The organism is Stenotrophomonas sp. NPDC078853, from assembly GCF_044901215.1.
Taxonomy (GTDB): domain Bacteria; phylum Pseudomonadota; class Gammaproteobacteria; order Xanthomonadales; family Xanthomonadaceae; genus Stenotrophomonas; species Stenotrophomonas lacuserhaii.
In genome coordinates, this window is record NZ_JBJDOQ010000027.1 from 13,845 (window position 1) to 36,869 (window position 23,025).

Here is a 23,025-nt window from a genome sequence, read left to right on the forward strand (position 1 = left end):
CCCTAGAATTGCCTGCTCAGCCGGAATAGCTCAGTTGGTAGAGCGGCGCATTCGTAATGCGTAGGTCGTAGGTTCGATTCCTATTTCCGGCACCAGTTGTACGAAAAGCCCCGGCCTTGGTCGGGGCTTTTTGTTTGTTTGCGGTGGCGCCGACCTATGGTCGGCGGCAGTCAGTTGCCGACCTCTCCAACGTAAGTCGGCTTCCCGGACGCTCACCGGCATCCTCCCTTCCGGAGCACATGCGACGTGTGCTATGAAGGCAAAGCCTTGCTTCAAGGTTCTTTCATGGATGGGAAAGATGACTGCGTTCGGGAGACGCGTCGCCGGTGCGTTCGCGCACATAGCGGCGGCTGCAACCAGTAGGCTCAGGGCCGGCTCGGTACAGCTCTGGAGCTGCGCCCTTCTAGCCGGACTGTCCTGGCTTGCACCAGCTTCGGCGCAGACAACGGTCCGCTACCTGCATGCCGATGCACTCGGATCGGTCGTGGCCAAGACGGAGCCAATGGCAACGTCATAGAGCGGATGACGTACGAGCCTTACGGCGATGTTGTGGGGGAGGATCTGACTGACGGTCCTGGCTATACCGGACACGTGCGTGATGCCGCTACCGGTCTCAACTACATGCAGCAGCGGTACATGGATCCGCAGTTGGGGATGTTCCTGTCCGTGGACCCGGTGACTGCGTTTGAACAACCTGTGGGGCAGTTCAATCGGTATCGGTATGCGAACGGAAATCCGCACAAGTTTACGGATGCGGATGGGAGGCAGAGCCTGCCGCGCTCGGTCTATGAGACGGATTGGACCAAGCCTGAAACTAGGCAGGCATTCCGCGATGCTGCCGCAATGGTTGCGGATTTCACCCCCGTGGTCGGTGATGCGAAAGGCGCCATTGAGGCTGTTCGCGAGCCATCTGCGATTAACGTAGCCGCAGCTGCTATCGGTCTTATTCCCATCGTCGGCGATGCTGGTAAAACGGCTTTGAAGCACGGGGACGAGGCGGCACAACTGGGTAAAAAGTTGGCTAGCGAGCAGCAGATGGGGGAATTGGCAAGTGGGGCTGGCAAGGTTACTCATGGTGATTCTACTCCGCGGGCTCTACGTCAAGCTGATCGTCTCGCAGGTGAATATGGTGGTGATGCGTCTTCCTATCAGAAAGTGTCAAGTTCGTCATACAAAGCCGCTGATGGCGGACACGTGGAGACCATGCATTCCGGAGTGTGGAGACGGGACAGATAATTGAGCCAAAGTCGGTTATAAATCCATAAGCGAGTTCGATATGAAAGTTCGTGCCGTTCGGGAAAGTCTTGAACCTTCGGTTGCCATGCGTACTCCTCCATCTGTCGTCGGATTCAACGTTTCACTTGGAAAGGAATACATTGTCTTCACAGTCGATTGCTCCTGCGATTCCGGGATTTTCGGGAATTTCGGTGATTCAACGCTGTATGGCCTTGAGGACGAATACGGTCGGCTGATGATATATCCGGCTGCGTTATTCGAAGTCGTTGACGCGCGCGTATCTAGGTACTGGGTTGCGGGCTATAGGGAGGGTTCTTTCCAATTGCGGCCACAGGAATTCATCGACAATATATATCTTTCAGACGATATCCATGAAGATCTTCCGGGAGCGCGAGCGACCTTTCGTGAGATCAAGGCTCGGCTTGAGGCCGAAGCTGCTGAGTAGTCGGTGTAGGTCCTGATTTCCTTGATGCGTAGGTCGTAGGTTCGACTCCTATTTCCGGCACCAGCACCCCGAATCCGGACCTCCACGAGACAACCCTGATTCGACCCGAAACGCCCGAGCCGCAACGGTTTCGGGCGTTTTTCGTTTGCGGCGTTGCAACGTTTCGCCACGACTCGCCCGCACCACCTCCCCACAGATTCCCCATAAGATGCTCCCCATGGCGAGCATCCAAAAACACGGAAAAAAGTGGCGCGTGCAGGTCTATGTGGCAGGCGTGCGGGACTCGACGACCAAGCCGACCAGGCAGGAAGCGGCACAGTGGGCACTCGAGCGAGAGGCCGAACTCAAGGGGGCGAAGCTGCCCGATCGGACGCTGTTCGACGCGCTCCGGCGGTTCTCGAACGAGGAGTCGACCAAGCTCGCCGGGGAAAAATGGGAAGTGCTGCGGCTGCGCGTCTTCGAGCGTGAGGCGGTGCACGAATCAACCTGCGCAACAGATTCGACCAGATGCGAATGGACAACTGGGAGGGGCAACTGCCCCAGGCGCCGCAGGGAGGGAACGAGGCGGACCGACCCAAGACCTACGGGTCAGGAAGGCCTATGCCGGGTAGTCGCCCAGGGTACGGCCGTGACTGACCTCCTCCCGACAGGCCCCCAAGCGCTGAGGCACCTGGCGACACCCTCGACCAACAGGCCCGGAGCTATGACTGCCTGCTCTGGCGTCATCGTGGTGAGCGATCGCGCACCGCAGAGGCGTTCCGCCATGCAGCGTCGCTCGCGCGGCAGCAGGCCAACAAGCTGGAACTGCTGGCCAAGAACTGGGAGGCCGGCAATGCGGGCTGACCGTATCGAAGTGCGATTCCGCGCAGACCGCTGGCTCAAGGACCGGCGGCTGCGTGGGTGCGGTCCTGCTGCGCGCGGTGTATGGGTCGACCTGCTGTTCTACCTGCAGGCGCAGAATCGCCCTGGTGTGGCCCTGGCATCGATTGCCCGTATCTCGCGACACCGGTGCAGATGCGGGCCTGGTCCGCGAGCTGACGGCTGCCGGCGTGCTGCAGGGGTCTGACCGACAGGGGGCAGAGTTCACTTGGGCGCCGACGCACGCGGGGAAGAGGGGGGAGCCGATTCTGCTGCTGTCGGTAGCTGACGGAGCGTGCTGGTACTGCCCCGAGCTGGTGCGGGAGGCATATGTGCGTGAGAGGCGCACGGCAAGCATTCGGGGGCTGGTGCCCAAATGCCCTCCAATTGATCGCAATGGTGATATTGAAGCCCCGCCAGTTCAGGCGCCCGCCGATCCTGCTGCCGGTGCTCGCGCGTGCCTGGCGATGCGCATGTCGGGCATCAGCAGCACTACGCCAGGGCATCCCTCACTGCTGGCAGCAATAGCCGAAGGGGCGAGACCGGAGATGTTCGCTGAGGTGGCACGACAGGGGGCTGTAACGGGCAAGGGTTTCGCATGGGTAGTGGCAACGGTGAGGGGCCGACTGGTGGACGCCAATCGCGGTTCCGCGCGCGCGCGCGCGTTTGTCGGGGTGGCCGGTTGATGCCGGCAAGGGGGAATCGATGAGCAGGATCGTGACGACCGACGGCAGGATCGACTGGTTCCAGATCCTCACCGACTTGAATCGCCTGGGCGTGCCGGTGTCATCGGTGTCGCAGCAGACGAGAATCCCGAAGTCGACCATCCTCGGCTGGAAGCAGGGGGCAGAGCCCAAGCACGCAGATGGGGAGCTGCTGATCGACCTGTGGATCGGGCTGATCGGTAACAACCGGCACCAGGCGCCGAGGACGTCAAGCTGGCGTAGTATGGCGGCTCCAAGTCGCCCGGAGCCCGCCATGCCTACCCCGCGCCCACTGCGCCCCGTAGAAGACCAGAAAGAAATGCTTCCGGAAGGCCTGCGACAGAAGTGGGCTGAGCTGTTGGCCGCGCGGCGGACCGCACGAAATGACGGTGACGCCAAGGAGGCAGAGCGCCTGTGCCAGCATGGGCTCGGCTTTCTTTCCGCCTTGTTCATGACGAACCAGATCAGCCATATGGCTCGCGACGACCTGCGCGAGGCTCTGATCAATTCCTGAAGTTGGACCGGAGAGTGGGCCCCGAATCTACTCCGCGCCGATCGGAGGCAGAGTTAACCCAGAAGCCCCTGCAGCACGGGCAGCGCCTTTTGCCAGTTGGCCAACCCGGCATCGACCAGCTTCAGTGCAAGGCTCTTGGTCGCCTCGCCAGGCAGTTCCCGTAGCTGCTCCAGGAAGGTCTCCTTCACACTGGGGTCCAGGTCGGCTGTTTCTATCTTCGCAGCGATAAGCTGCTTGAGCTGGTCCTCGTGTACCTTGATGGTTACAACGCCAAGGATGGCGCCGAGTCCGCCATCATCAGCGAGGAAGTCCACGCCCTTCGCGGTTATCGCTGCACCCAGCGCGGCGTTACCCACTTCTTTGGGTCCGTGATAGATCGCCTCGATGAGGCCGTGCTGCTCAAGGTAGGCGATGTTGGGGGTTAGGTGATGCGGATTCTCCACGTGCTCATAGAGAAAATCGGCGTTTACCTGATTGGGATACACCTGGGCCAGGTGCTCCAGTATCCGTCGCTGCACATCCCTGTTGATCTTCATGCTTGATTCCCTTGGGTGGCGATGAGCCTATCCTAACTCTACGGGGCGGCCGCCCATGCCTCAGACGTTTCAGGGCTGGGTCGTCGCTAGAATCGATGCGTCAACAACGGAGGGTGCAATGGCGATCAAGGCGAGCGCGTTTGTGGTGGGAAAGGACTTGGACGTTCCGCTGGGGGGCTTGCTCCAATCAGAAGGCGTCTGGTACGTGCGGGCGCAGATCAAGACTGGCGATGCGCTGCTCGACGTAGCGATTGCGATCAGCGGGGAGAACCTCGGCGACACCTTGCAGCTCAACAACGCAGCCAGTTGCGTCCATCTCGCAGAAGGCCTGCGGGTTGAGTACCGGGTGTCGGACATTATCGGGGGACCTGGTAAGCCGCCGAACGGCGCGCTTGCCTGGTCTGTGGATGGCAAAGAGCAAGCGGTTTCGTTCAATGGTAGCTACGTTACGGCCGAAGGAACCGAGTCCAAAAAGTGCAGCAAGGAGCATGCGTTCTACTCGCTCAACTGGGGGGCGTGGCTCGTAGATGCGGAGGGCAAGGACGTGGCCCGCGAAGCTCTGTTCTTCAACCAGATCATCCAGGCCGGCCGCTGAGCCCATCGCCAAATAGTCGGGAATCCGCGTGGGATGGCTCTGCACACTGACCCAACACTCAGTGAAGGAGCCATCCCATGCCCGCACCCGACCTCAAGCCGCAGATCCCCGGGGAGCCGCTGAACGACGCCTCGACCGATCCCCAGGCCGCCCTGCGCGCCGAGCTGGAAGCCATTGCAGGGCTCAACGCCCCCGAGGTGATCGACGGCCTGGCCACGATGTCACGCAGTCGCAGCGTCTCGGCGCTGGTGCGATACGCTGATGAAGAGATGGGCTCCGTGGCAGAATCACTTCGCCGGAATAGCCCGGCGTTGAATGGAAGCAATCGTGTCTGAATATAATGCAGATGATGCCCGGGAAGATCGTGACGCCTCCCGTGGCTCTCACGAGGAATTGCTGAAATTTCTCGAAGGTCGCGTTCGTGAAAGGGCCAAGTTGGGCTTGAGTAGTTACGTGATGGGCCGACTGCCGAAGTACCCGGAAGCTACGTATGCCGCGGTTGCGATTGAACTGCAGCAGCGTGGGTTTGTGGTGACGGTCAGCGATCAAACGGTCACCGTGAACTGGTAATTCTGAAGTGCAGTGGGTAATGGGACCCGCTTCGGCGGGGTTCTTTTTGTCCGCTGGTGCGCTGGCCGCCTCAGCCTGCGCACTTGGTTGCTCTTGAAGCCCCGCCCAGCGCGGGGCTTTCTCGTTTCTGGAAATAGTCGGGAAACCGACCTCACGCAACGCCAACACTCATGGGCATCTGGCCCGAGGTGGCTCTCGGATACCTGCAGCAGAGACCAGATCCATCCGGTTCCGCCGAAGAGCCCGAACGCTGCTCCGAAGTAACCAACCCACTATTGGAAGTCACCTTCACTATCGATGAAACCGGCGGACGATGGAATCCACCACAGAACGGAGGCAAATCCCTTCGACAGAATTGCGGCGGCGGCAACCCAAGCGAGAAAGGTGAGTGCAAGCCCCACGGCCGCGGGTCGGTCGCGCTCGTTCTCGCGAGGGTACAGAGCAAGCCAAGAGGGGAATAGCCAGGCGGCCAGTTGCAGGTGGATCAAGGCCAACAGGCAGGCCACTCCCCCCACCATCAGGACCAACTGCACGACGTCCTGCATGACCTTCCCCTGGCTCGTTGACCGGGGCAGTGTAGCGCCACCCCCAGCGGGTCCGTTATCCGCGCCAGCGATCACGACTTAGCAAAAATTACCCACGAATCCCCGAACCCTTTGCGGCACAGGTTCGGAGACTCCTATTTCCGGCACCAGTTGTACGAAAAGCCCCGGCCTTGGTCGGGGCTTTTTGTTTGGGGCGGTGGCGCCGACCTATGGTCGGCGGCAGTCAGGTGCCGACCTCTCCAACGTAAGTCGGCTTCCCGGACGCTCACCGGCATCCTCCCTTCCGGAGCACATGCGACGTGTGCTATGAAGGCAAAGCCTTGCTTCAAGGTTCTTTCATGGATGGGAAAGATGACTGCGTTCGGGAGACGCGTCGCCGGTACGTTCGCGCACATTGGGGCGGCTGCAACCAGTAGGCTCAGGGCCGGTTCGGTACCGCTCTGGAGCTGCGCCCTTCTAGCCGGACTGTCCTGGCTTGCGCCGGCTTCGGCGCAGACAACGGTCCGCTACCTGCATACCGATGCACTGGGATCGGTCGTAGCCAAGACGGATGCCAATGGCAACGTCATCGAGCGGATGACGTACGAGCCTTACGGCGATGTCGTAGGTGCACCTGTTGCCAATGGGCCGGGGTATACAGGGCATGTGAGCGATGCCGCTACCGGGCTGAGCCAGATGCAGCAACGGTACATGGATCCTCAGTTGGGCATGTTCCTTTCCGTGGACCCGGTGACTGCACACGAAAAACCGGGATTATCGTTCAATCGATACAGGTACGCTGCAAACAACCCCTACCGATTCAATGACCCTGACGGTCGTCAGGAGCGCGCAGCCGAGCGACACAGTGACTCGGTAGCAAGCGATCCTGCTGCGTACAACACTTTTGGCCCCGCTGCGCTTGCGGTGACGTATGCCATGGTTCGAGCCACGCCCGTTGTCGGTCCTCTAGCCTCCTCCGCGATGACAGGCACAGTTGACGCTGCTCAACAGCCTAGGCCGCAACCTCCATCAGCCGCAGGGGCATCGCCATCTGCTTCAGTTGGTCCTCCAGCGCCTGCATCCTCTCCGAACTATGTAGTTTCATCAAACGGGACTTCATTCCCTGTGCCCCAGGGCTCTAGTGGACCCTCGCCAGTGACAAACCCGGGGGGCAAGCAAACCGGTGTCGCCTTCACAGGTGGGGCGGGGGGAGCCAATGGTCAAGTAGCAAGCATGCGGATGATGGACCCGTCGCCGCCAAGAGGAAATAGTCCTGGATATCCGGCAGGCTACATAAAATATGAGAACGCGGGTAAACAAGGTGTTGATCCGTACTCAGGGAAGACATTGCCCCATTCGAAGTCACACTTTCCAATCAAGTAGGACGACATTGGTCAGATGAGCGAGCATCGATCAGATTATCTTCAACATCTCAAGGGCAAGTGTGTGGCCTTAACCTTCGAGGATGAGAAGGTTAAGGTCGAGGCTGTCGATGGTTGGACCTTGCACATCTACAACGCTTGCACGCTCTCCGGCGATGTGCGAGCGCGCAGCATAGGGCGTAGCTTGCTCCGCTTGGAGTTGCTTGATTTCCTGTTCGATGACCTCGGCATGACCATAATATTTTCCGGGGACACTTATGTCACGGTCGACTTGACAGAAGGCGGGTACTCCGGTCCAGAGGCCATGCAATTGAACGGTCCCGACGGTACGATCGTCGTCTGGAGCTGAGCATGGTTGGCCGCGTGATCCATCTGCACGCTCTGTTGGTTGAGATTACATCAAGACACCATTGCCGCTTGCTCGCATCCGATCTGTGCTATCTGCCTACCCGTGAGCGCGAGTTGCTGTCGCAGAGCAGGCCGCTGGCAGGACGGCCTACACCGGAAAGGATGCGAAGGTGGTCCTGAACGGTGAAGGGAACGTCATAACTGCGATTCCAAGAAACAGCGATGGGTTGAGAGACCCGAACGTGAACTGAAATGACGCTGCCTATCGCCTCCCGTCTGCATTCTCTGTTGGTCGAAATCGCAGCGAAGCGCAGCTTTCAGTTGCCTCAAGAGGGCGTCGCACTCCTTGCCGAGCACGACCGCGAGTTGCTGATTGATGCATTGTTGCAAGAGTTCTCGGAAACCGGGCTGGGATCTGATGATGAGCCTAATCAACGAGGCGTCGAGATCGAAGAGATCATCGATTTGGTCGGCTCTATCTCCGATCAGACTGATTCATCCAGGGGCTGAGGAGTCGTTGATTTGGAGTATGAGCGGCTGCTCGCAGTGGCCGATCCAGTTGGCAAGCGGGCAGCAGATGGCTGAATTGGCGAGTGGACGCGGCACGGTGACACGCGGTGCCGCGACGAAGCAACCCCATGGCCATGTGCCTGGCGTGACTAATGCCGACGGCACTCCTTGGTTTCCGATAAAACAGCGAATCCGACGCCACGGCTTCACTGGCAACCTGGCCCCTGTAGAGTTTGAACGGCGCTACGCGCAAAGCGGCTCATGAATGTCTACGGAAGTCTGGCCGGTCCAGATGGATTCAAGGAGACCTCCGTTCGTGTGAGCAGTGAAAAGACAGGTACTCGAATTCGCGAGGTAATCAAGGTTCGTTTCAGGGAGAAATAGGAGAGGGTCCAATGCATGGCGATAAATCAGAACTCTTTCGCGCCTACGTTGAAGGACGGCAGAAAGTTATATTTCCTTGGTCACTATCAATCGTAGATTGCTTTTTTGTTAGTGGGGCTTTCCTGAAGTTTGGCGATTCGGGGTCTGTGGCGTTGTCAAGAATATCGGCCAACGTTACGCAAGTTGCGCCGGTGAATATTGTTGATGCTTATGATCTGTACGATATTGATACTGAAGCCAATGGTCTTGAGGTTGTGCTCTTGCATGAGCCTTCGGGATCTGCGTGCTATTGGGACGTCCATGAGAGATTTGTGTTGGCTGTTGGGGGAAGGGGCTTTTTAGAGTTGGCGCGACCTTATCCAAGCGACATCGAGAGACATCGCTACATTGAGGCAATGCTTCACTTGGAAGATATCGAGTGCAATGAATCGGCAGAGGCGATCTACGAAGCTCTTTCCGCAACGTCCTTCGCCGGCTTGACCTGATGCTGTTCGGTGCCGTTGATGCAGGGCGGTATCAAGAAGCAAGCGCAACACGTGATCTGAATTCAGCGATCTCTTTGTCCAGCACTTCGGCGGGTGTCTTCCAGCCCAGCGTCTGACGTGGCCGTGTGTTCATGAGCATCGCAACGTGGTTGAGATATTCGTGGCTCGCGCTCGACAGATCAATGTCCTTGGGCAGGAACTGCCGAAGCAACCCGTTGGTGTTCTCGTTGCTGCTGCGCTGCCAGGGCGCGTGTGGATCAGCAAACCACACGTCGATATCCAGGCGGTCCATCAGCTCTGGGTAGCACGTCAGCTCCTTGCCTCGGTCGTAGGTCAAACTGGTACGCATGGATTCAGGCAGCTTCTTCATTTGGCGACTGAAGCCCTCCAGTGCCGCGTCAGCGGTGCATCCGTCCATCTTGCAGAGGATCACAAAACGCGTCTTTCGTTCGACCAGTGTCCCTACGCAGGAGCGATTGAAAGCCCCCTTGATCAAGTCGCCTTCCCAGTGGCCAGGAACCAATCGTTGCTGCACTTCTTCCGGGCGATGCACGATACGCAGCTGCTCTGGAACCCATGTCGGCTTGGCTGCCGTCGTACGGCGCAGCCCCCGCGTCGGCTTGCTCTGCCGAAGCGCTTCCACCAGCTCTTTCTTCAGCCCTCCGCGCGGGTGGGTATAGATGCTGGCGTAAATAGTTTCGTGGCTGACGCGCTGGCTGGAATCGTCCGGGTGCATGTCGCGAAGCTTGGCAGCAATCTGCTGGGGCGACCACCGATACAGCACCAAGTGATCACGAACAAACTGAGACAGCTCGCTGCCCTCGATAACCCTGCGACGCCGGACAGAGCGTAGCCGGCGCGCGCGATAGGCTTTACCGGCCTCGGTGGCGCTGTACGCCGCCGCACCTTGCCGGGCCACCTCGCGGCTCAGGGTCGAGGGACTGCGCCCCAAGCGCTTGGCGATGGATCGCATGCTTTTGCCGTCCTGGATCTCTATCTGGACAACGGCGCGTTCTTCCGCGCTCAAATGGTTGTAATGCCTGGACATGCTGACACCCTACTGGTTAGTGGGTGTTGCACTTGGAAAATGAGTCTAAGCAGTCTTGAGGGTTTCATCCCGGTTGAACCTTATCGGTGAATTCACCGGACGCGGTACGTTACTTCCGTAGAGCATGGCTGGCTCTGCGTCCGCTGGTCCCTTCGGCACCGCTGTCTCCCGGAAAACCCAACCAACCCCTTCACGCGAATATAGGAATTGCCAACGGTTATTTAAGCGTGGCGACGTGACGTGAAACAGTGGGCCTTCGTTCACGGTCACCCACGGAGTCCGCCCACCCATGTCCACCGCCCGTTCCGCGTCGCCGTTGAAGGTTTTCGGCGCGACAGCCTTGTCCGCCATGCTGCTGCTGGCCGCGCCGCTCGTTTCCTCAGCGGCGGACAGCGGCTCTCCCCTGCGGACCTACCTGGCCGCCAAGCGTGAGGCCATCCAGGCGCAGTCCGCGCAACCTGCCGCGCCCACCGCGATCCACGCCAAGGTCACGGCCGAAAGCCGCTCCGGCGTACGTCGCTTGCGCATCGGGCCCACGGGCGAATTCCAGTACATCAGCGATAGTGGCCGCAACTACGCCGGTTACAACCTGGGCGCCGGTTCCTGGGACTCGCTGGTCGGCACCTTGGCCAGCTCGGTTGCCGATGAGTACATCGTGCAGGCGGCCGAGCAGAATGTCCCGCTTGATGCGCTGGACGTGGTGTTCACCAGCATTCCCGAACGCAAGAGCGAGAGCCTGGCGTACCCGAACAATCTCTCCTATGTGGCCTACATCGATTCGCCCGCCACCGACGCGCAGCTGCAGGCGCTGAAGCGCGCGGTGCACGAAAAATCCTCGGCCATCGATCTGGTAACGCGGCCTCAGCAGGTCAGCCATGCCGAAGTCGAGTACATCCATAGCGATGCGGTGCGCGACCCCAAGCTGCCGCCCGGTCTGCGCGATTTCATCACCGAGGAAAAGCGTCCGGCGGTGCTGGCCAGGCAGGCCAAGCCGGCCTCTGGCAAGGACAACCCGGCAGAGCCGCAAACGCTCGTTGCGCGCGCCCATGTCGAGCCACGCACCGGCCTGCGTCGGGTCTTCCTGGGCAAGGACGGCTATCACCAGCAGCTGCACGACAGCGCGCCCGGCCTTCTCGGCTATGGACTGGCACCGACCGTGGAAGAGCACCTGCTCGGCGTGACCGGTACCTGCCTGACCCACATCTTCGAGGTGCAGGCCGCCGCACGGAATGTGCTGTTGGATTCGCTGGAGCTAACGGTTGATGGTCAGCTGAGCCCGCGATTCGGGCGCAACATCCGCTCGCCGGCACGCTATAGCGACATCCGTTACAAGGTGCGGATTGAATCGCCGGCATCGGAACAGGAGATCGACGCGCTGCGCCAGTCGGTCGAGGCGACGTGCCCGCTCTACAACCTGGTCAAGGACGAGCAGAAGCTCGAAGGCAGCATCGTCCGCGGCGCCTACGCCGAAGCGACGAACCAAGCGCGATAACGCACGCCGCGATCCATCCGGCAGTGCCATTCAGCCATCACCTGGGGATATTCGATGAGTCGAACGCTTCGTTCGCAGTTGACCGCGACACGCCCGCACCATGCCCTCCACGGGCCCCGTCCTCGTCGCGGTCGGTTGGCCTTCGCGTTGTGCACCCTGCTTGCGCCGGCAGCGTACGCTGCCGAGGAAACGGGCGCAGTGGCTGGGCAGTCGCAGGGTTCGAATGCCCGCCTGCTGGACAAGGTATCGGTGCTGGGCTCGCAGATCGCCGGGGGCGGCGCGCAGGCCGCGCTGCCGGTGGTCGCGGTGGACCGCGAGCAGATCGACGCCACGGGGGCGACCAACGGCAACGAGCTGTTCCGCAGCCTGCCGCAGTTCGGTGATGTGGCCGTCAGCGAGAAAGGCACCACCAACGCAGGGCGAAACTCCAATGTCGCGCGTGGTGACGTGGGCTCCATCAACCTGCGCAACCTGGGCGCCAAGTACACGTTGCTGCTGATCAACGGTCGGCGCACGGTGCAGCACCCGATCAGCAACAGCGGTGACGACACGACCTACAACGCCAATGCCATTCCGACCTTCGGCCTGGAGCGCGTCAACCTGCTGCTGGACGGTGCGGCGTCCATCTACGGGTCCGATGCCGTGGCGGGCGTGGTCGACCTGGTAACGCCGAGCAACCTGCCCAATGGCGGGGGCATCAAGCTGAACTACGGCAAGGTGGCTGATGGGCATCGCGAAGACATCTCGCTTGATGGCTATTTCGGCAGTGATTTCGCGCAGGGGCGCGGCAATATCTCGGTGCTGTATGGCGTTTCCAAGCGCACGGCGCAGCGCAATTCAGATGCATGGTTCACCGCTACTGATGGCCGCCGTCCCCTCGGCGATGGCACCAGCGTGCCGGATCCAGACGGCACCTCGGGCTTCAGCACACGAACGCCGTGGGGTCATTTCGATACCTATGCCGGTAGCCGGCGCACCGGCAGCTGGCACGTGGATCCAGCCAGCGGCGCGCTGGTGTCAGGCGCGGTACCGACGCGCTATCACTACGATTCGGCGGCCGAGCCGGGCATCACCTCGGCACCGGCCATCAACAAGGGAAATGTTTTCGCCAGTGGACGCTTCGATGCCACCGATACCCTGCAGCTGTTCGGTGAGCTGGGTTACTACCGGGCGACTTCCGAATCCTGGGTGAGCAGCGAGTCGGGCTTCGGTGGTGACGGCTTCCTGCTGCATATCCGGCCGGACGCCTATTGGGTACCGGACGCCCTGCGCGGCGCCGAGGCGATCCGGCTGCTCAACTACCAATTCGCGGATTCAGGTATTCGCCGGGTCAAGGTGGATAACGATCAGTCGCGTGTACTGCTGGGCGTGCGCGGTTGGACCGACGGCGGCTGGAACTGGGAAAGCGCGCTGCTGTATTCGCGCGCACGCAGTACCGACACGCAGCAGGGCGGACTGACCGATGCCTTCGTTACTGCGGTGAACCGTACCGATGCCGGTGCCTACAACCCCTTCAGTGGCGGCGATCCGGCCAGCATCCGGCTGGGCGATGCCACGCCCTACGATACCGCCGCGTTCATTGGCGAGGCGACCCGCGAAGGCACCACGGAGCTGGCGCTGTGGGATTTCAGGATCAACCGTTCCGATCTGTTTACCTGGTACGCCGGTGACATCGGCCTGGCGGCGGGTGTCGAGTACCGCTACGAAAGCCGTGAGGATGACCGCGACGAGAACATCGATGGCAGTCGTCCCTATACGGACTGGTATACCGGTACGGTCGCGGCCAGCAACTTCTTCACCCATAGTCCCCGGCCCGATGTCCGCGGCAGCCGCAACGTAAAGTCGGCGCTGATCGAGCTCGCCGTGCCGCTGGTTTCGCCCGCGCAGGGCATACCGCTGGTGCAGTCACTGGACCTGCAGCTTGCCGGCCGCTGGGAGGACTACAGCGATGCCGGCAAGGTGGCCAAGCCGAAGCTGGCCGCGGCCTGGAAAGTAAATGACAGCCTGTTGCTGCGCGGCTCGGTCAGCGGCGGTTTCCGCGCACCGGGACTGGAACTGGTGAACTCCCCGCCGACCTACGGGTTTGGCTTCAACAACGATGCGATCCGCTGCCACGCGCTGATCACCAAGGGCGCCCAAACCGACTACAGCGCCTGCTTGAATGCCTACAGCAGTGGCTCCTCGGTCAAGCCGTCGGTGAGCGCGGTGACTTCATACGGCGATGACGTGAAGCCGGAAACCACCCGGCAGTCGTCCTGGGGCGCGGTGTTCGAGCCGCAGTTCCTGCCCGACTCGCTGGGCTCGATCAGCCTGAGCGTGGATGCCTGGCGGGTGCAGGTAGAGAATCCGATCAATACCCTGGGTGAGGAGCTGTTGTACGACGCGTATCTGCGCGTGGTGGAAGGCAGCAGCAACCCGAACGTGGTGCGCGCGGCAGTGACGGCGGAGGACACTGCGCTGTTTGCAGGCTCCGGTCTTGCGCCTGCAGGCGTGGTGACGCACGTGTACAACCGCTATCAGAATCGTCGGCCACTCACCGCGTCAGGTGTGGATTACAACTTCACCTGGCGCCTGCGCGAAACGGCCTGGGGCAATTTCGCATTCCTGCTCAGTGTCAGCCAGCTCAAGGAATATACCCAGCAGAAGCCTGCCGAGGTGCAGCAGGTGGCCGCCGCGATTGCCAATGGCCAGTTGAACATCATCGCCCCAGACCTGGGCGCGGCCAACGAGGTCGGCATCAATGGGGCCAAGCCGGAATGGCGGGCCAGTGCGACCTTGATCTGGAACCTGCAGGACTGGACGGTCCGCTTGCGCGACGACTATATCGACAGCGTGACGGCCGGCGCCTATTCCGACCGCACCCCGTTCGTGGTGGGCTCGACCCAGCGCTGGGCGTTGTCGGTCAAGAAGGATTTCAACAGAGGCCGCCTGAAGGGAACGGCCGTGGAAGTGGGGGCGCGAAACCTGTTCAACGAAGAGCCGCCGCTGAACGCCACCGGCAGCTACCTGAGCGCGCTGCACGAAACCTACGGACGCTACGTCCACCTCGGTATCTCCAAGAACTGGTGACCTGCATGAAGACGCACACGCTTGCCTCTGTCCTTGTTGCCAGCCTGCTCGCGGTGGCGTGCAGCCCGCAGGATAAGCCTGCGGCGGAGACCTCCCCTGCGGCGACCACGGCGCTGGATTTCAAGAGCGAGCACGCTGAGTGGGTGCATGAACGCGCCGCGGACCTGGGCAAGCCGGATGGGTGGACCAGCCTGATCGGGCTGCATTGGATCGCAGCGGGAACGCAGAGCGTAGGCGGCGCTGAAGGAAACGCCATCCGCCTGGCGATCGCACCGGACCGCCTGGCCGAGCTGGAGCAGCGCGCTGATGGGCTGTACGTCAGGCCGGTCGATGGGGCACTGATCACCGCCGATGGCAAGCCGGTGCAGGGGGAGGTGCGGCTGGAACCAGAAGGGAAGGGTGGTGGCACCAAGCTGTCCTATGACCAGGGCAAGGGGCAGATCACCGCGATCAAGCGCGGGCAGCGTCTGGCCCTGCGCGTGCGCCATGCCGATGCACCGGCGCGCCGGCATTTCGGGGGGCTGGACTTCTTCCCGGCCGAGCAAAGCTGGCGTGTGCAGGCGCGGTTCGTGCCACACCCGGCCGGCAGGACGCTGCCGATCGTGAACGTGCTCGGCGAGGTCGCGGATACTCCGAATCCGGGCTATGTGGTATTCGAGAAACAAGGGCGTGAATGGCGGTTGGAAGCCCTCGGCGATCCGACGAAAAGCTTGAACCTGATGTTCCAGGACCAGACCACCAACCGCCAGACCTACGGGGTGGGGCGCTACCTGCGCACCGATGCGGTCGCGGCAGACGGCACGGTCACGCTGGATTTCAATCGCGCCTACAACCCGCCGTGTGCCTATACGGACTTCGCCACGTGCCCGTTGCCGCCGCCGGAAAACCGTCTGGCCCAGCAGGATGGTGACCGGCAGCGCGTGCGGCTGGCGGTGTTGGCGGGCGAGAAGAAGTACGCCCTGGCGCAGCACTGACTTCCTTGGTGCCAACGCATGATTGGCTACGGGCGGAAATCACCCACTCATCCGCACCCGATTCCGCCCGTCGGCCTTGGCCTGATACAGCGCCTCGTCCGCACGTGCCACCAGCTGTTCCAGCAACCTCGCATCGCTGCCCGGCAGGGCCTCGCCCATGGCGCCGCCCACGCTGACCGTTACCTCGATGCGCAGGCCGCCCACGTGCACCGGCGCGCCGGAAATCGCGCTGCGCAGGCGTTCGGCGGTGGCGGGCACTTCATCAGCGGTCGGTGCCGCCAGCAGCGCGATGAACTCCTCCCCGCCAAAGCGCGCGAACAGGTCACGTTCACGCAGTGCCTCGCGGCAGCGGCGAGCAACCACTTTCAGCACTTCATCGCCGATCGGGTGACCGTGGGTGTCGTTGATCTTCTTGAAATGGTCGACGTCCAGCATCAACACCGCGACCGAGCGGCCGGTTGCCTCGCGCGCGGCGATGATCTGCGCGGAGCGCTCTTCGAAGTGCCGCCGGTTGGGCACGCCGGTCAGCGGGTCCGATGAAGCCAGGCGCCGCAGTTCGGCCGCCATCAGCAGGTCCGCGGTGATGTCGGTGAACAGCCAGATGCGGCCCTGCTCGCCATCGCCGCGCACCGGATGGGTATCCACCTCGAAGGTGCGCTCCCCCATCACCCAGTGCAGCGTCGTCGCAAAATTCAGGTTGCCCACCTGGGCGGCGTAAGCCTGCTCCAGCGCTTCATGGTTGTCGCAGCGCTGCCGCAACGCCCGCATCGGGGCAACGAGGTCAACGGCGCGATGTCTGCCGGGCTTCTGCCCCAGCAGTTCGGCGGCGCGCTGGTTTATCACCGTGCCCAGTCCATCGCCGTCGACCAGCACGATGCCCGCAGGAACACTTTCCACCAGATCGATGAACTGGTTGCGCACGACGATGTCATGCACCGCGCCGCGTCGCGCCGAGAGAAGCTGCGCCACACTGGGGCCCAGCAATCTCATCGAGGCAGCGGACTGCTCGGGGCTGGCACCGGTCTTCCAGAGCAGCAGCAGGCCGCTCGATGGGGCGTCGTCCGACGGTGCAGGGATGAACAGCACGCTGCCCGCAGGACCCCCCAGCGCGGTAAGAATGGACGTTGGCAAGCGGAAGCGCGAGGCGTCCACCGGCTGATCATTCCAGGGGTGTTCCAGCATGCCACTGCGCGCGAGATTGAAGCCGGAGAACGAGGTCACCGGGAAGCCGGTCGACCATGTTACGCGGCCGTCGGTCTGCACCTCAACCACGATTGCCAGGTCGGCCCCGGACGCGCTACGTGCAAACTGGCTCAAGCTGACCAAGGCGTCGCTGTCGGCCATGTTCAACGGGCCGTCCGATCCAGCCGCTGTTGGAGGATCCGGGTCATTTCATCGGGCGCGGTCATGTGCGGAAGATGGCCCGATGCCTCGATGATGTCGAGGGTTGCCCCCTCGATGGCCTGGGCCAGCCAGTGACTGACGGCCACTGGCACGGCGACGTCGACCGAGGTCTGGACCAGGTGCACCGGGCGCGAAACCTGCGCCGCCAGTGCTCGGACATCCGAGGTGAAAATGGTGCGGGAGGTATTCAGCGCGATATCCGGACGCATCCGGAACAAGGCATTGGAAAAATCGGCGATGACCTCGCTGTCATCCACGCCGACCACCATCGGGGCGAAGCCGGCCACCCACGCCTGGTAATTCGCGCTCATGCTGTCGAACAGGTTTTCCAGGTCGTCCGGCTTGAACCCACCGGTGTAACCGTCGTCATCCAGATAACGCGGCGATGCCCCGATGAGCACCATGCGCTCGAACAGCTCCGGCCGCGCGATGGAGGCAAGCGCGCCGATCATCCCGCTCATGGAGTGCCCGATATAGGTGCAGCTCTGCACGTCCTGCTCGTCCAGGATATCCAGCAGATCGTCGGCATAGCCGGCCAACGAACCGTGCCGTTCGAAGTCGTAGGTTTCCGTGCCACGGGGGCCGGAGCCGGCGAGATCGAATGAAATGACCTCGAACCGCTGTTCGAACCACGGACGCAGGGCGGACCACGCGTTCTGGTCGGTGCCAAAGCCATGCGAAAGGACCGCGATGGGCTTGCCTGCACCGCTGCGGCGGCCGTTGAACCTTTCAAGACTTCCCACGACAAGGCACCCATGGCGTTTCGCAATTGGCGATAGTAGGCCACGGGAGAGCGGGGGTCCATTACGCCGGGGGCTCGACGGGTGCGGCTTTCGCCCGACGCGCCGAGCACCGGTGGTTCCGGGTCGATGGGTTGAGCAGAGAAGTGCGGCTGCGCCAACAGGATTGGCATGCCGGTGAACAGTGGTCCGGCGTCCGGTCTCAGGCCGCGCGTGCCGCGAAAAATGCATCCGGACCCAGCCGACCCATCCCGAATACCAGTTGCCGCAGGTAACCGCCCATCGCGCCCGCCGCGATGCCCAGCAGCGCCCGCCGCGCCACGCCGATGATCGGTCCGGCTTGCCCGCGCAGCCACGGCAGGGTGGCCAGCAACTGCGACCCCAGCAGCAGCGCCAGCACGTCCAGGCCCAGCGCATCCACCACCGGCAGCAGCGGTAGCAGCTCCGGATTGCAGGCCACCAGCAGCGCGAACATCGTGGTCAGCAGGAACAGCATGCGCTTGCCCGCAGGGGAAGTTGTCCAGCGGAGGATGCGTGACATGAGCGACATGGCGGGGCCTGATTGGCGGTTGACCGACAGTGTAACGTCGGGGTCGGCCCCTTCGCCTGCTACAGTCCGCAGAACCCCACGGGGAAGGAGTCCTGTATGAAGATCGCCGTGTTCAGCGCACGCCCTTACGATCGCCGCTCGTTGGATGAAGCCAACCAGCAGCGAGGGTCGGGCCCAGCTTTCGAATTCCAGTATTACGACGCCACGCTGGACGTCCACACGGCCACCCTGGCGCAGGATTGCGATGCGGTCTGTGTGTTCGTCAACGACCGTCTGGACGCTTCAGTGCTGCAGGCATTGCATGCAATGGGGGTGCGCGCGGTGCTGCTGCGCTGCGCCGGTTTCAATAATGTCGACCTCGCCAGCGCCGAAGGCCTGGGGTTCTTTGTCGCGCGCGTGCCAGCCTATTCGCCCGAGGCCGTCGCCGAGCACACGCTGGCGTTGATCATGACGCTCAACCGCCAGACCCACCGGGCGTACAACCGGGTGCGGGAGGGCAACTTCATGCTTGAAGGCCTGCTGGGTCGCACCCTGCATGGCAAGACAGCAGGTATCGTCGGCACTGGAAAAATCGGCCTGGCGACCGCGCGCATCCTGCACGGCATGGGCTGCATCGTGCTCGGCCATGACCCTTATCCGTCGCCGGATTTCGTCGGGCTGGGTGAGTGCGTGCCGCTGCAGGAACTGCTGGCACGTTCGGATATCGTCTCCCTGCACTGTCCGCTCACGCCGGATACCCGGCACCTGATCAACGATGATTCGCTGGCGCTGATGAAGCGCGGCGCGATGCTGGTCAATACCTCGCGCGGTGGGCTGGTCGACACCGATGCGGTGATCCGCGCGCTGAAGTCGCGGCAGCTGGGGCACCTGGCCATCGATGTGTACGAGCAGGAAAGTGCGCTGTTCTTCCAGGATCGCTCCGGACAGATCATCGACGACGATGTGTTCCAGCGCCTGATGACCTTCCCCAATGTGCTGGTCACCGGCCACCAGGGCTTTTTCACCGCCGAGGCGCTGCGGGAAATCGCCGAGACCACGCTGGGGAATCTCCAGCATTTCGCTGCCGGCACCGACTGTCCCAACAAGGTAGCCAAGGCGTAACAACGGTCTTCATGCGCGCACCCGCCGGGCATGCCCGGCACCACCCTGGGAAGGCGGACCATGTGGCAACAGAATTACGATCCGCTGGGTAACCCCGATCTGTCGGCGCTGCTGGCCGCGTTGCCTGTGCTGGTATTCCTGCTGGCTTTGACCGTGCTGCGGCTGAAAGGGCTGACGGCTGCGCTGCTGGCCGTCGTGGTGTCCGTACTGGTGTCCGCGCTGGTGTTCGGAATGCCGGTCGGCACCATCGTGGGTGCGGGACTGCTGGGTATCGCCAATGGCGTGTTCCCGATCAGTTTCATCGTGCTGATGGCGGTGTGGCTGTACAAGCTCGCCATCCGCAGCGGCAAGTTCGAGGTGATCCGCGGCAGCATCGCGACGATCTCCGAAGACCAGCGCATCCAGGTGCTGCTGATCGCGTTCTGCTTTGGTGGATTCCTGGAGGGCGCGGCCGGCTTCGGCGTGCCGATCGCCATCTGCGCCGCCTTGCTGGTGGAGCTGGGTTTCCGCCCGCTGAAGGCGGCCATGCTGTGCCTGCTGGCCAATGGCGCAGCCGGTGCGTACGGGGCCATCGGCATTCCGGTGCTGGTAGGTGCACAGCAGGGCGGGGTCAGTCTGGATGCGATGTCGCTGATGCTGATGGCGCTGGTGCAGGTGATCGCGCTGCTCTCGCCGTCCATCCTGGTGCTGATGCTGGATGGCTGGCGCGGCGTGCGCGAGACCTGGCCGGTGCTGCTGGTGGTGGGTGCGGTGTTCAGCGGCGTTCAGACGGCCGTGCTGTACCTGCTGGGGCCGGAGCTGGGGGACATCATCGGGCCGCTGGCGGCGATGGCCGCGCTGGCCGGCTTCATGCAGGTCTGGCGGCCCCGCCGGATTTACCGCGAAGCGGATACACCGCCCGGGCCGGTACAGCGCTACACCTTGAAGGAGGTGCTGCTGGCGTGGTCGCCGTTCTACATTCTTACTGGCGCCATCCTGCTGTGGAGCCTGCCGGCGTTCAAGGCGCTGTTCGCCGCCGGTGGGGCGCTGGCCAGCACCGTCCTGCTCCTGCCGATCGGCCTGCTGGATGCCCGCGTGCAGGAACTGCCGCCGCTGGTGGTCAATGTGCATACGCTGCCGGCCGTGTGGAATGTCGGCTGGTTGAATGCTTCAGGTACCGCCATCCTGGTGGCCGCGGTGCTGACTGTCCTGCTGTCGCCCAAGCTCAACCTGCGCATGGCCGGTGAGGAGTTGGCGCAGGCCGGCCGGGAGATGTGGAAGCCGCTGGCCACGGTGTCACTGGTGATGGCGGTGGCCTATATCACCAATTATTCCGGAGCCTCGTCCACCATCGGGCTGGCGCTGGCGCAGACCGGTGGCGTGTTCCCGCTGCTGTCGCCGGTGATCGGCTGGATGGGCGTGTTCATCACCGGCTCGGTGGTCAACAGCAATACCCTGTTCGCGCATCTGCAGGCGGTTACTGCCGCGCAGATCGGAGTGCCTGAAGCCCTGTTGGTGGCAGCCAACACGGCCGGCGGGGTGATGGCCAAACTGGTGTCCCCGCAGTCGATCGCCATCGCCGCCGCAGCGGTCAAGCTGGTGGGGCAGGAATCGGCGATCATGCGCACCACGCTCGGCATCAGCCTGGGCCTGCTGGCTTATGTATGCCTGTGCACGTGGGGGCTGTCGGTGTTGCTGGGGTAGGGGGGCGCCTCTTGGCGACCGAAAAGCGTGCATTTCGCAATTTTTCTCATGTACGGCGATGACGTCAGGCCACACGATGAACGTGCTGGACGCAGCTCCTCCGGCCGGTGGCGGCCCCTTCTCTCGAGGGCGTCGCCACCGTTTCAGCCTGTCATTGGGCAACGGCGGAAGTGTGGCGTCCTCGTCCTCACAGGGGGGCGTCTGCATGGGGTCATGCCCATCCGCCGTATTTTTTTTCATCTGGTTGGTTGCCCTGCTTGGGGGCAAGGGGTAGGGTGCCTGGGGGAAGAGCGTGACGACCAACGGTCGTCACCCACCAGAGCGGCAGTCGTCGCGCACAAGGGCGGCGGTCGGCATCCATGGGGTGCGCTTTTCGGGCCACCTGTGCCCTGCGACAGGCGGCTGCGACAACGTGTCGCAGGCCGAAAACGTCGAAAACTGCGTCAGATCAATGTCAATGGCTTTCTTAAATGGGCAGTGACGGCCTAAACTTGAAAGGCTGACTCTTCCCCCGTTCTCCGAACCCGTCGATCCTTGGCAGGTCGGGCCGGCTTTTGCCGGACTGGGCAGGGCGGGGTGGCATTCCCTCGCAATTGGATCGACCGATGATTCCGTTGAAAACCCTTGGACGCTTCTTGCGTCCGGGCCTGCTGTTCGCACTGGCGGTGTTCCTTACCGGCTGCAACACGGCCATCCTGAACCCGAAGGGCCAGATCGGCCAGGATGAGAAGACCCTGCTGATCACGGCTGTCGTGCTGATGCTGCTGGTCGTCGTCCCGGTCATCATCATGACCCTGACGTTCGCCTGGAAGTACCGCGCTTCCAACACCAAGGCCCGTTACGAGCCGAACTGGTCGCATTCCACCGCGATCGAAGTGGTGGTCTGGTCGATCCCCTGCATGATCGTGCTGGTGCTGGCCGTGCTGACCTGGCGGTCTTCCCACGCGCTGGACCCGTATCGCCCGATTGAATCGGACGTCAAGCCGGTCGTGATCGAGGCCATCTCGCTCGATTGGAAGTGGCTGTTCGTCTATCCGGAAGAAAAGATCGCCGTGGTCAACGAGATCAAGTTCCCGGTCAACACCCCGCTGAACTTCAAGATCACCTCCGATACCGTGATGAATGCATTCTTCATCCCGCATCTGGGCAGCATGATCTACTCGATGGCCGCCATGGAGACCAAGCTCCACCTGATCGCCAACGAGACCGGTGAGTTCCCGGGCATGTCCTCGCATTACAGCGGTGCCGGCTTCGCCAAGATGCATTTCACCGCCCATTCGGTCACCGAACCGGAGTACCGCGCGTGGGTGGATCAGGTGCGTGCCGAGCAGGGCAACAGCCTGAACAAGGACACCTTCCGTGCGTTGGGCGAAGAGCGCAACTCCGACTGGCATCCGGTGACCTACTACGGTCAGGTGGAAGAGGGCCTGTTCGACTGGGTCATCGCCAAGCACATGGGTGACAACAAGCACTACGGCATGAAGCACGCCCATGCCGGTGCTGCGGCGGCCGACGCGGGCTCGCAGGAAGACCATGAGGGCCATGCGCCGATGGACGACCACGAGTCCAAGGCGTCTGGCGAGAACCTCGACGCCAACACCAACCACGACGAGCACGCGGGCCACGCCGGCCACGAGGGCTCGGGAGAATGAACATGCTGGGTAAACTCTCTATTGAGTCGATCCCCCACGATCCGATCGTCCTGACGACGTTGATCGGCGCGATCCTTGGTGGCCTGGGCGTTGTCGCCCTGATCACCAAGTTCAAGCTGTGGGGCTATCTGTGGAAGGAGTGGTTCACCTCGGTGGATCACAAAAAGATCGGCGTGATGTACCTCATCGTCGCCTTCGTCATGCTGCTGCGTGGTTTCTCC

The 23,025-nt window shown here is 62.3% G+C and carries 22 protein-coding genes, 1 tRNA gene and 1 pseudogene; 18 read left to right on the forward strand and 6 right to left on the reverse strand.

The features are described 5' to 3' along the window. The first annotated feature begins 19 nt into the window (after positions 1-19). From ACI2JH_RS18970 to ACI2JH_RS18985, 4 genes are all read left to right on the forward strand, one after another. A tRNA-Thr gene (locus ACI2JH_RS18970) sits at positions 20-95 on the forward strand. A 427-nt stretch (positions 96-522) separates the two neighbouring features. Continuing rightward, the gene (locus tag ACI2JH_RS18975) at positions 523-1,236 is read left to right on the forward strand and encodes an RHS repeat-associated core domain-containing protein (protein ID WP_404736937.1); all 714 of its coding nucleotides are present in this window, start codon (positions 523-525) and stop codon (positions 1,234-1,236) included. Positions 1,237-1,276: 40 nt separating this feature from the next. Next, on the forward strand, positions 1,277-1,681 hold the full coding sequence (locus ACI2JH_RS18980) for a hypothetical protein (protein ID WP_404736938.1): 405 nt from the start codon (positions 1,277-1,279) through the stop codon (positions 1,679-1,681). A 1,563-nt stretch (positions 1,682-3,244) separates the two neighbouring features. Further along, positions 3,245-3,757, forward strand: coding sequence for a hypothetical protein (locus tag ACI2JH_RS18985; RefSeq protein ID WP_404736939.1), 513 nt, complete (start codon positions 3,245-3,247; stop codon positions 3,755-3,757). Positions 3,758-3,810: 53 nt separating this feature from the next. Here ACI2JH_RS18985 and ACI2JH_RS18990 read toward each other — a convergent pair whose 3' ends face one another. Next, positions 3,811-4,293 carry a hypothetical protein gene (locus tag ACI2JH_RS18990; RefSeq protein WP_404736940.1) on the reverse strand — a complete coding sequence of 161 codons (483 nt, stop codon included), beginning with the start codon at positions 4,291-4,293 and terminating at the stop codon, positions 3,811-3,813. A 118-nt stretch (positions 4,294-4,411) separates the two neighbouring features. On the opposite strand from ACI2JH_RS18990, the gene ACI2JH_RS18995 reads away from it, so the two are divergent. The 3 genes from ACI2JH_RS18995 (at position 4,412) to ACI2JH_RS19005 (ending at position 5,458) form a co-directional block, all read left to right on the forward strand. After that, positions 4,412-4,888 (forward strand): hypothetical protein, encoded by a 477-nt coding sequence (locus ACI2JH_RS18995; RefSeq protein WP_404736941.1) that lies wholly within the window; start codon positions 4,412-4,414, stop codon positions 4,886-4,888. A 77-nt stretch (positions 4,889-4,965) separates the two neighbouring features. Next, on the forward strand, positions 4,966-5,223 hold the full coding sequence (locus ACI2JH_RS19000) for a hypothetical protein (RefSeq protein ID WP_404736942.1): 258 nt from the start codon (positions 4,966-4,968) through the stop codon (positions 5,221-5,223). Beyond that, complete coding sequence (locus ACI2JH_RS19005) at positions 5,216-5,458, forward strand: hypothetical protein (RefSeq protein WP_404736943.1); 243 nt, start codon at positions 5,216-5,218, stop codon at positions 5,456-5,458. Before ACI2JH_RS19000 ends, ACI2JH_RS19005 begins: the two co-directional genes overlap by 8 nt. A gap of 272 nt (positions 5,459-5,730) precedes the next feature. Here ACI2JH_RS19005 and ACI2JH_RS19010 read toward each other — a convergent pair whose 3' ends face one another. Further along, positions 5,731-6,003: a hypothetical protein gene (locus tag ACI2JH_RS19010; RefSeq protein ID WP_404736944.1), complete on the reverse strand. Its 273-nt coding sequence runs from the start codon at positions 6,001-6,003 to the stop codon at positions 5,731-5,733. Positions 6,004-6,579: 576 nt separating this feature from the next. Between ACI2JH_RS19010 and ACI2JH_RS19015 the strand changes: the two genes are divergently transcribed. From ACI2JH_RS19015 to ACI2JH_RS19030, 4 genes are all read left to right on the forward strand, one after another. Then, positions 6,580-7,365 (forward strand): RHS repeat-associated core domain-containing protein, encoded by a 786-nt coding sequence (locus ACI2JH_RS19015; protein WP_404736958.1) that lies wholly within the window; start codon positions 6,580-6,582, stop codon positions 7,363-7,365. Between the two features lie 15 nt (positions 7,366-7,380). Beyond that, entirely contained in the window at positions 7,381-7,713 is a 333-nt protein-coding gene (locus ACI2JH_RS19020; RefSeq protein ID WP_404736945.1) for a hypothetical protein, read from the forward strand. A gap of 251 nt (positions 7,714-7,964) precedes the next feature. After that, on the forward strand, positions 7,965-8,222 hold the full coding sequence (locus ACI2JH_RS19025; protein WP_404736946.1) for a hypothetical protein: 258 nt from the start codon (positions 7,965-7,967) through the stop codon (positions 8,220-8,222). A gap of 395 nt (positions 8,223-8,617) precedes the next feature. Next, positions 8,618-9,091 carry a hypothetical protein gene (locus ACI2JH_RS19030; RefSeq protein WP_404736947.1) on the forward strand — a complete coding sequence of 158 codons (474 nt, stop codon included), beginning with the start codon at positions 8,618-8,620 and terminating at the stop codon, positions 9,089-9,091. 31 nt (positions 9,092-9,122) lie between these two features. Here the strand turns inward: ACI2JH_RS19030 and ACI2JH_RS19035 are convergent, their stop codons facing one another. Then, entirely contained in the window at positions 9,123-10,139 is a 1,017-nt protein-coding gene (locus ACI2JH_RS19035) for an IS30 family transposase (RefSeq protein ID WP_404736948.1), read from the reverse strand. Positions 10,140-10,428: 289 nt separating this feature from the next. Here ACI2JH_RS19035 and ACI2JH_RS19040 point away from each other — a divergent pair, with 289 nt between their 5' ends. From ACI2JH_RS19040 to ACI2JH_RS19050, 3 genes are all read left to right on the forward strand, one after another. Further along, entirely contained in the window at positions 10,429-11,631 is a 1,203-nt protein-coding gene (locus tag ACI2JH_RS19040; RefSeq protein ID WP_404736949.1) for an OsmC family protein, read from the forward strand. Positions 11,632-11,829: 198 nt separating this feature from the next. Continuing rightward, positions 11,830-14,700 carry a TonB-dependent receptor domain-containing protein gene (locus ACI2JH_RS19045; RefSeq protein ID WP_404736950.1) on the forward strand — a complete coding sequence of 957 codons (2,871 nt, stop codon included), beginning with the start codon at positions 11,830-11,832 and terminating at the stop codon, positions 14,698-14,700. Positions 14,701-14,705: 5 nt separating this feature from the next. Beyond that, positions 14,706-15,674, forward strand: coding sequence for a DUF1684 domain-containing protein (locus ACI2JH_RS19050; protein WP_404736951.1), 969 nt, complete (start codon positions 14,706-14,708; stop codon positions 15,672-15,674). A gap of 39 nt (positions 15,675-15,713) precedes the next feature. On the opposite strand, the gene ACI2JH_RS19055 is transcribed toward ACI2JH_RS19050, so the two are convergent. The 3 genes from ACI2JH_RS19055 to ACI2JH_RS19065 all read right to left on the reverse strand — a co-directional run bounded on the left by ACI2JH_RS19055 (position 15,714) and on the right by ACI2JH_RS19065 (position 18,359). After that, positions 15,714-17,018: a diguanylate cyclase gene (locus ACI2JH_RS19055; protein WP_404736952.1), complete on the reverse strand. Its 1,305-nt coding sequence runs from the start codon at positions 17,016-17,018 to the stop codon at positions 15,714-15,716. A 2-nt stretch (positions 17,019-17,020) separates the two neighbouring features. After that, positions 17,021-17,821, reverse strand: coding sequence for an alpha/beta hydrolase (locus ACI2JH_RS19060; protein ID WP_349999226.1), 801 nt, complete (start codon positions 17,819-17,821; stop codon positions 17,021-17,023). Between the two features lie 199 nt (positions 17,822-18,020). Further along, complete coding sequence (locus tag ACI2JH_RS19065; RefSeq protein ID WP_404736953.1) at positions 18,021-18,359, reverse strand: hypothetical protein; 339 nt, start codon at positions 18,357-18,359, stop codon at positions 18,021-18,023. 105 nt (positions 18,360-18,464) lie between these two features. On the opposite strand from ACI2JH_RS19065, the gene ACI2JH_RS19070 reads away from it, so the two are divergent. From ACI2JH_RS19070 to ACI2JH_RS19085, 4 genes and pseudogenes are all read left to right on the forward strand, one after another. Then, complete coding sequence (locus ACI2JH_RS19070; RefSeq protein WP_404736954.1) at positions 18,465-19,469, forward strand: 2-hydroxyacid dehydrogenase; 1,005 nt, start codon at positions 18,465-18,467, stop codon at positions 19,467-19,469. A gap of 60 nt (positions 19,470-19,529) precedes the next feature. Then, complete coding sequence (locus ACI2JH_RS19075) at positions 19,530-21,152, forward strand: L-lactate permease (RefSeq protein ID WP_404736955.1); 1,623 nt, start codon at positions 19,530-19,532, stop codon at positions 21,150-21,152. Positions 21,153-21,757: 605 nt separating this feature from the next. Continuing rightward, the gene (gene cyoA, locus ACI2JH_RS19080; protein WP_101100241.1) at positions 21,758-22,804 is read left to right on the forward strand and encodes a ubiquinol oxidase subunit II; all 1,047 of its coding nucleotides are present in this window, start codon (positions 21,758-21,760) and stop codon (positions 22,802-22,804) included. 2 nt (positions 22,805-22,806) lie between these two features. Next, positions 22,807-23,025: pseudogene (locus ACI2JH_RS19085) on the forward strand (cytochrome o ubiquinol oxidase subunit I); the annotation flags it as partial.

Bases quoted from the DNA above. Each gene is read 5' to 3' on its own strand.
- ACI2JH_RS18975 (WP_404736937.1), top strand. From the start codon at position 523: ATGACGTACGAGCCTTACGGCGATGTTGTGGGGGAGGATCTGACTGAC.
- ACI2JH_RS18980 (WP_404736938.1), top strand. From the start codon at position 1,277: ATGAAAGTTCGTGCCGTTCGGGAAAGTCTTGAACCTTCGGTTGCCATG.
- ACI2JH_RS18985 (WP_404736939.1), top strand. From the start codon at position 3,245: ATGAGCAGGATCGTGACGACCGACGGCAGGATCGACTGGTTCCAGATC.
- ACI2JH_RS18990 (WP_404736940.1), bottom strand. From the start codon at position 4,293: ATGAAGATCAACAGGGATGTGCAGCGACGGATACTGGAGCACCTGGCC.
- ACI2JH_RS18995 (WP_404736941.1), top strand. From the start codon at position 4,412: ATGGCGATCAAGGCGAGCGCGTTTGTGGTGGGAAAGGACTTGGACGTT.
- ACI2JH_RS19000 (WP_404736942.1), top strand. From the start codon at position 4,966: ATGCCCGCACCCGACCTCAAGCCGCAGATCCCCGGGGAGCCGCTGAAC.
- ACI2JH_RS19010 (WP_404736944.1), bottom strand. From the start codon at position 6,003: ATGCAGGACGTCGTGCAGTTGGTCCTGATGGTGGGGGGAGTGGCCTGC.
- ACI2JH_RS19015 (WP_404736958.1), top strand. From the start codon at position 6,580: ATGACGTACGAGCCTTACGGCGATGTCGTAGGTGCACCTGTTGCCAAT.
- ACI2JH_RS19020 (WP_404736945.1), top strand. From the start codon at position 7,381: ATGAGCGAGCATCGATCAGATTATCTTCAACATCTCAAGGGCAAGTGT.
- ACI2JH_RS19025 (WP_404736946.1), top strand. From the start codon at position 7,965: ATGACGCTGCCTATCGCCTCCCGTCTGCATTCTCTGTTGGTCGAAATC.
- ACI2JH_RS19030 (WP_404736947.1), top strand. From the start codon at position 8,618: ATGCATGGCGATAAATCAGAACTCTTTCGCGCCTACGTTGAAGGACGG.
- ACI2JH_RS19035 (WP_404736948.1), bottom strand. From the start codon at position 10,139: ATGTCCAGGCATTACAACCATTTGAGCGCGGAAGAACGCGCCGTTGTC.
- ACI2JH_RS19040 (WP_404736949.1), top strand. From the start codon at position 10,429: ATGTCCACCGCCCGTTCCGCGTCGCCGTTGAAGGTTTTCGGCGCGACA.
- ACI2JH_RS19050 (WP_404736951.1), top strand. From the start codon at position 14,706: ATGAAGACGCACACGCTTGCCTCTGTCCTTGTTGCCAGCCTGCTCGCG.
- ACI2JH_RS19055 (WP_404736952.1), bottom strand. From the start codon at position 17,018: ATGGCCGACAGCGACGCCTTGGTCAGCTTGAGCCAGTTTGCACGTAGC.
- ACI2JH_RS19065 (WP_404736953.1), bottom strand. From the start codon at position 18,359: ATGTCACGCATCCTCCGCTGGACAACTTCCCCTGCGGGCAAGCGCATG.
- ACI2JH_RS19070 (WP_404736954.1), top strand. From the start codon at position 18,465: ATGAAGATCGCCGTGTTCAGCGCACGCCCTTACGATCGCCGCTCGTTG.
- ACI2JH_RS19075 (WP_404736955.1), top strand. From the start codon at position 19,530: ATGTGGCAACAGAATTACGATCCGCTGGGTAACCCCGATCTGTCGGCG.
- cyoA (WP_101100241.1), top strand. From the start codon at position 21,758: ATGATTCCGTTGAAAACCCTTGGACGCTTCTTGCGTCCGGGCCTGCTG.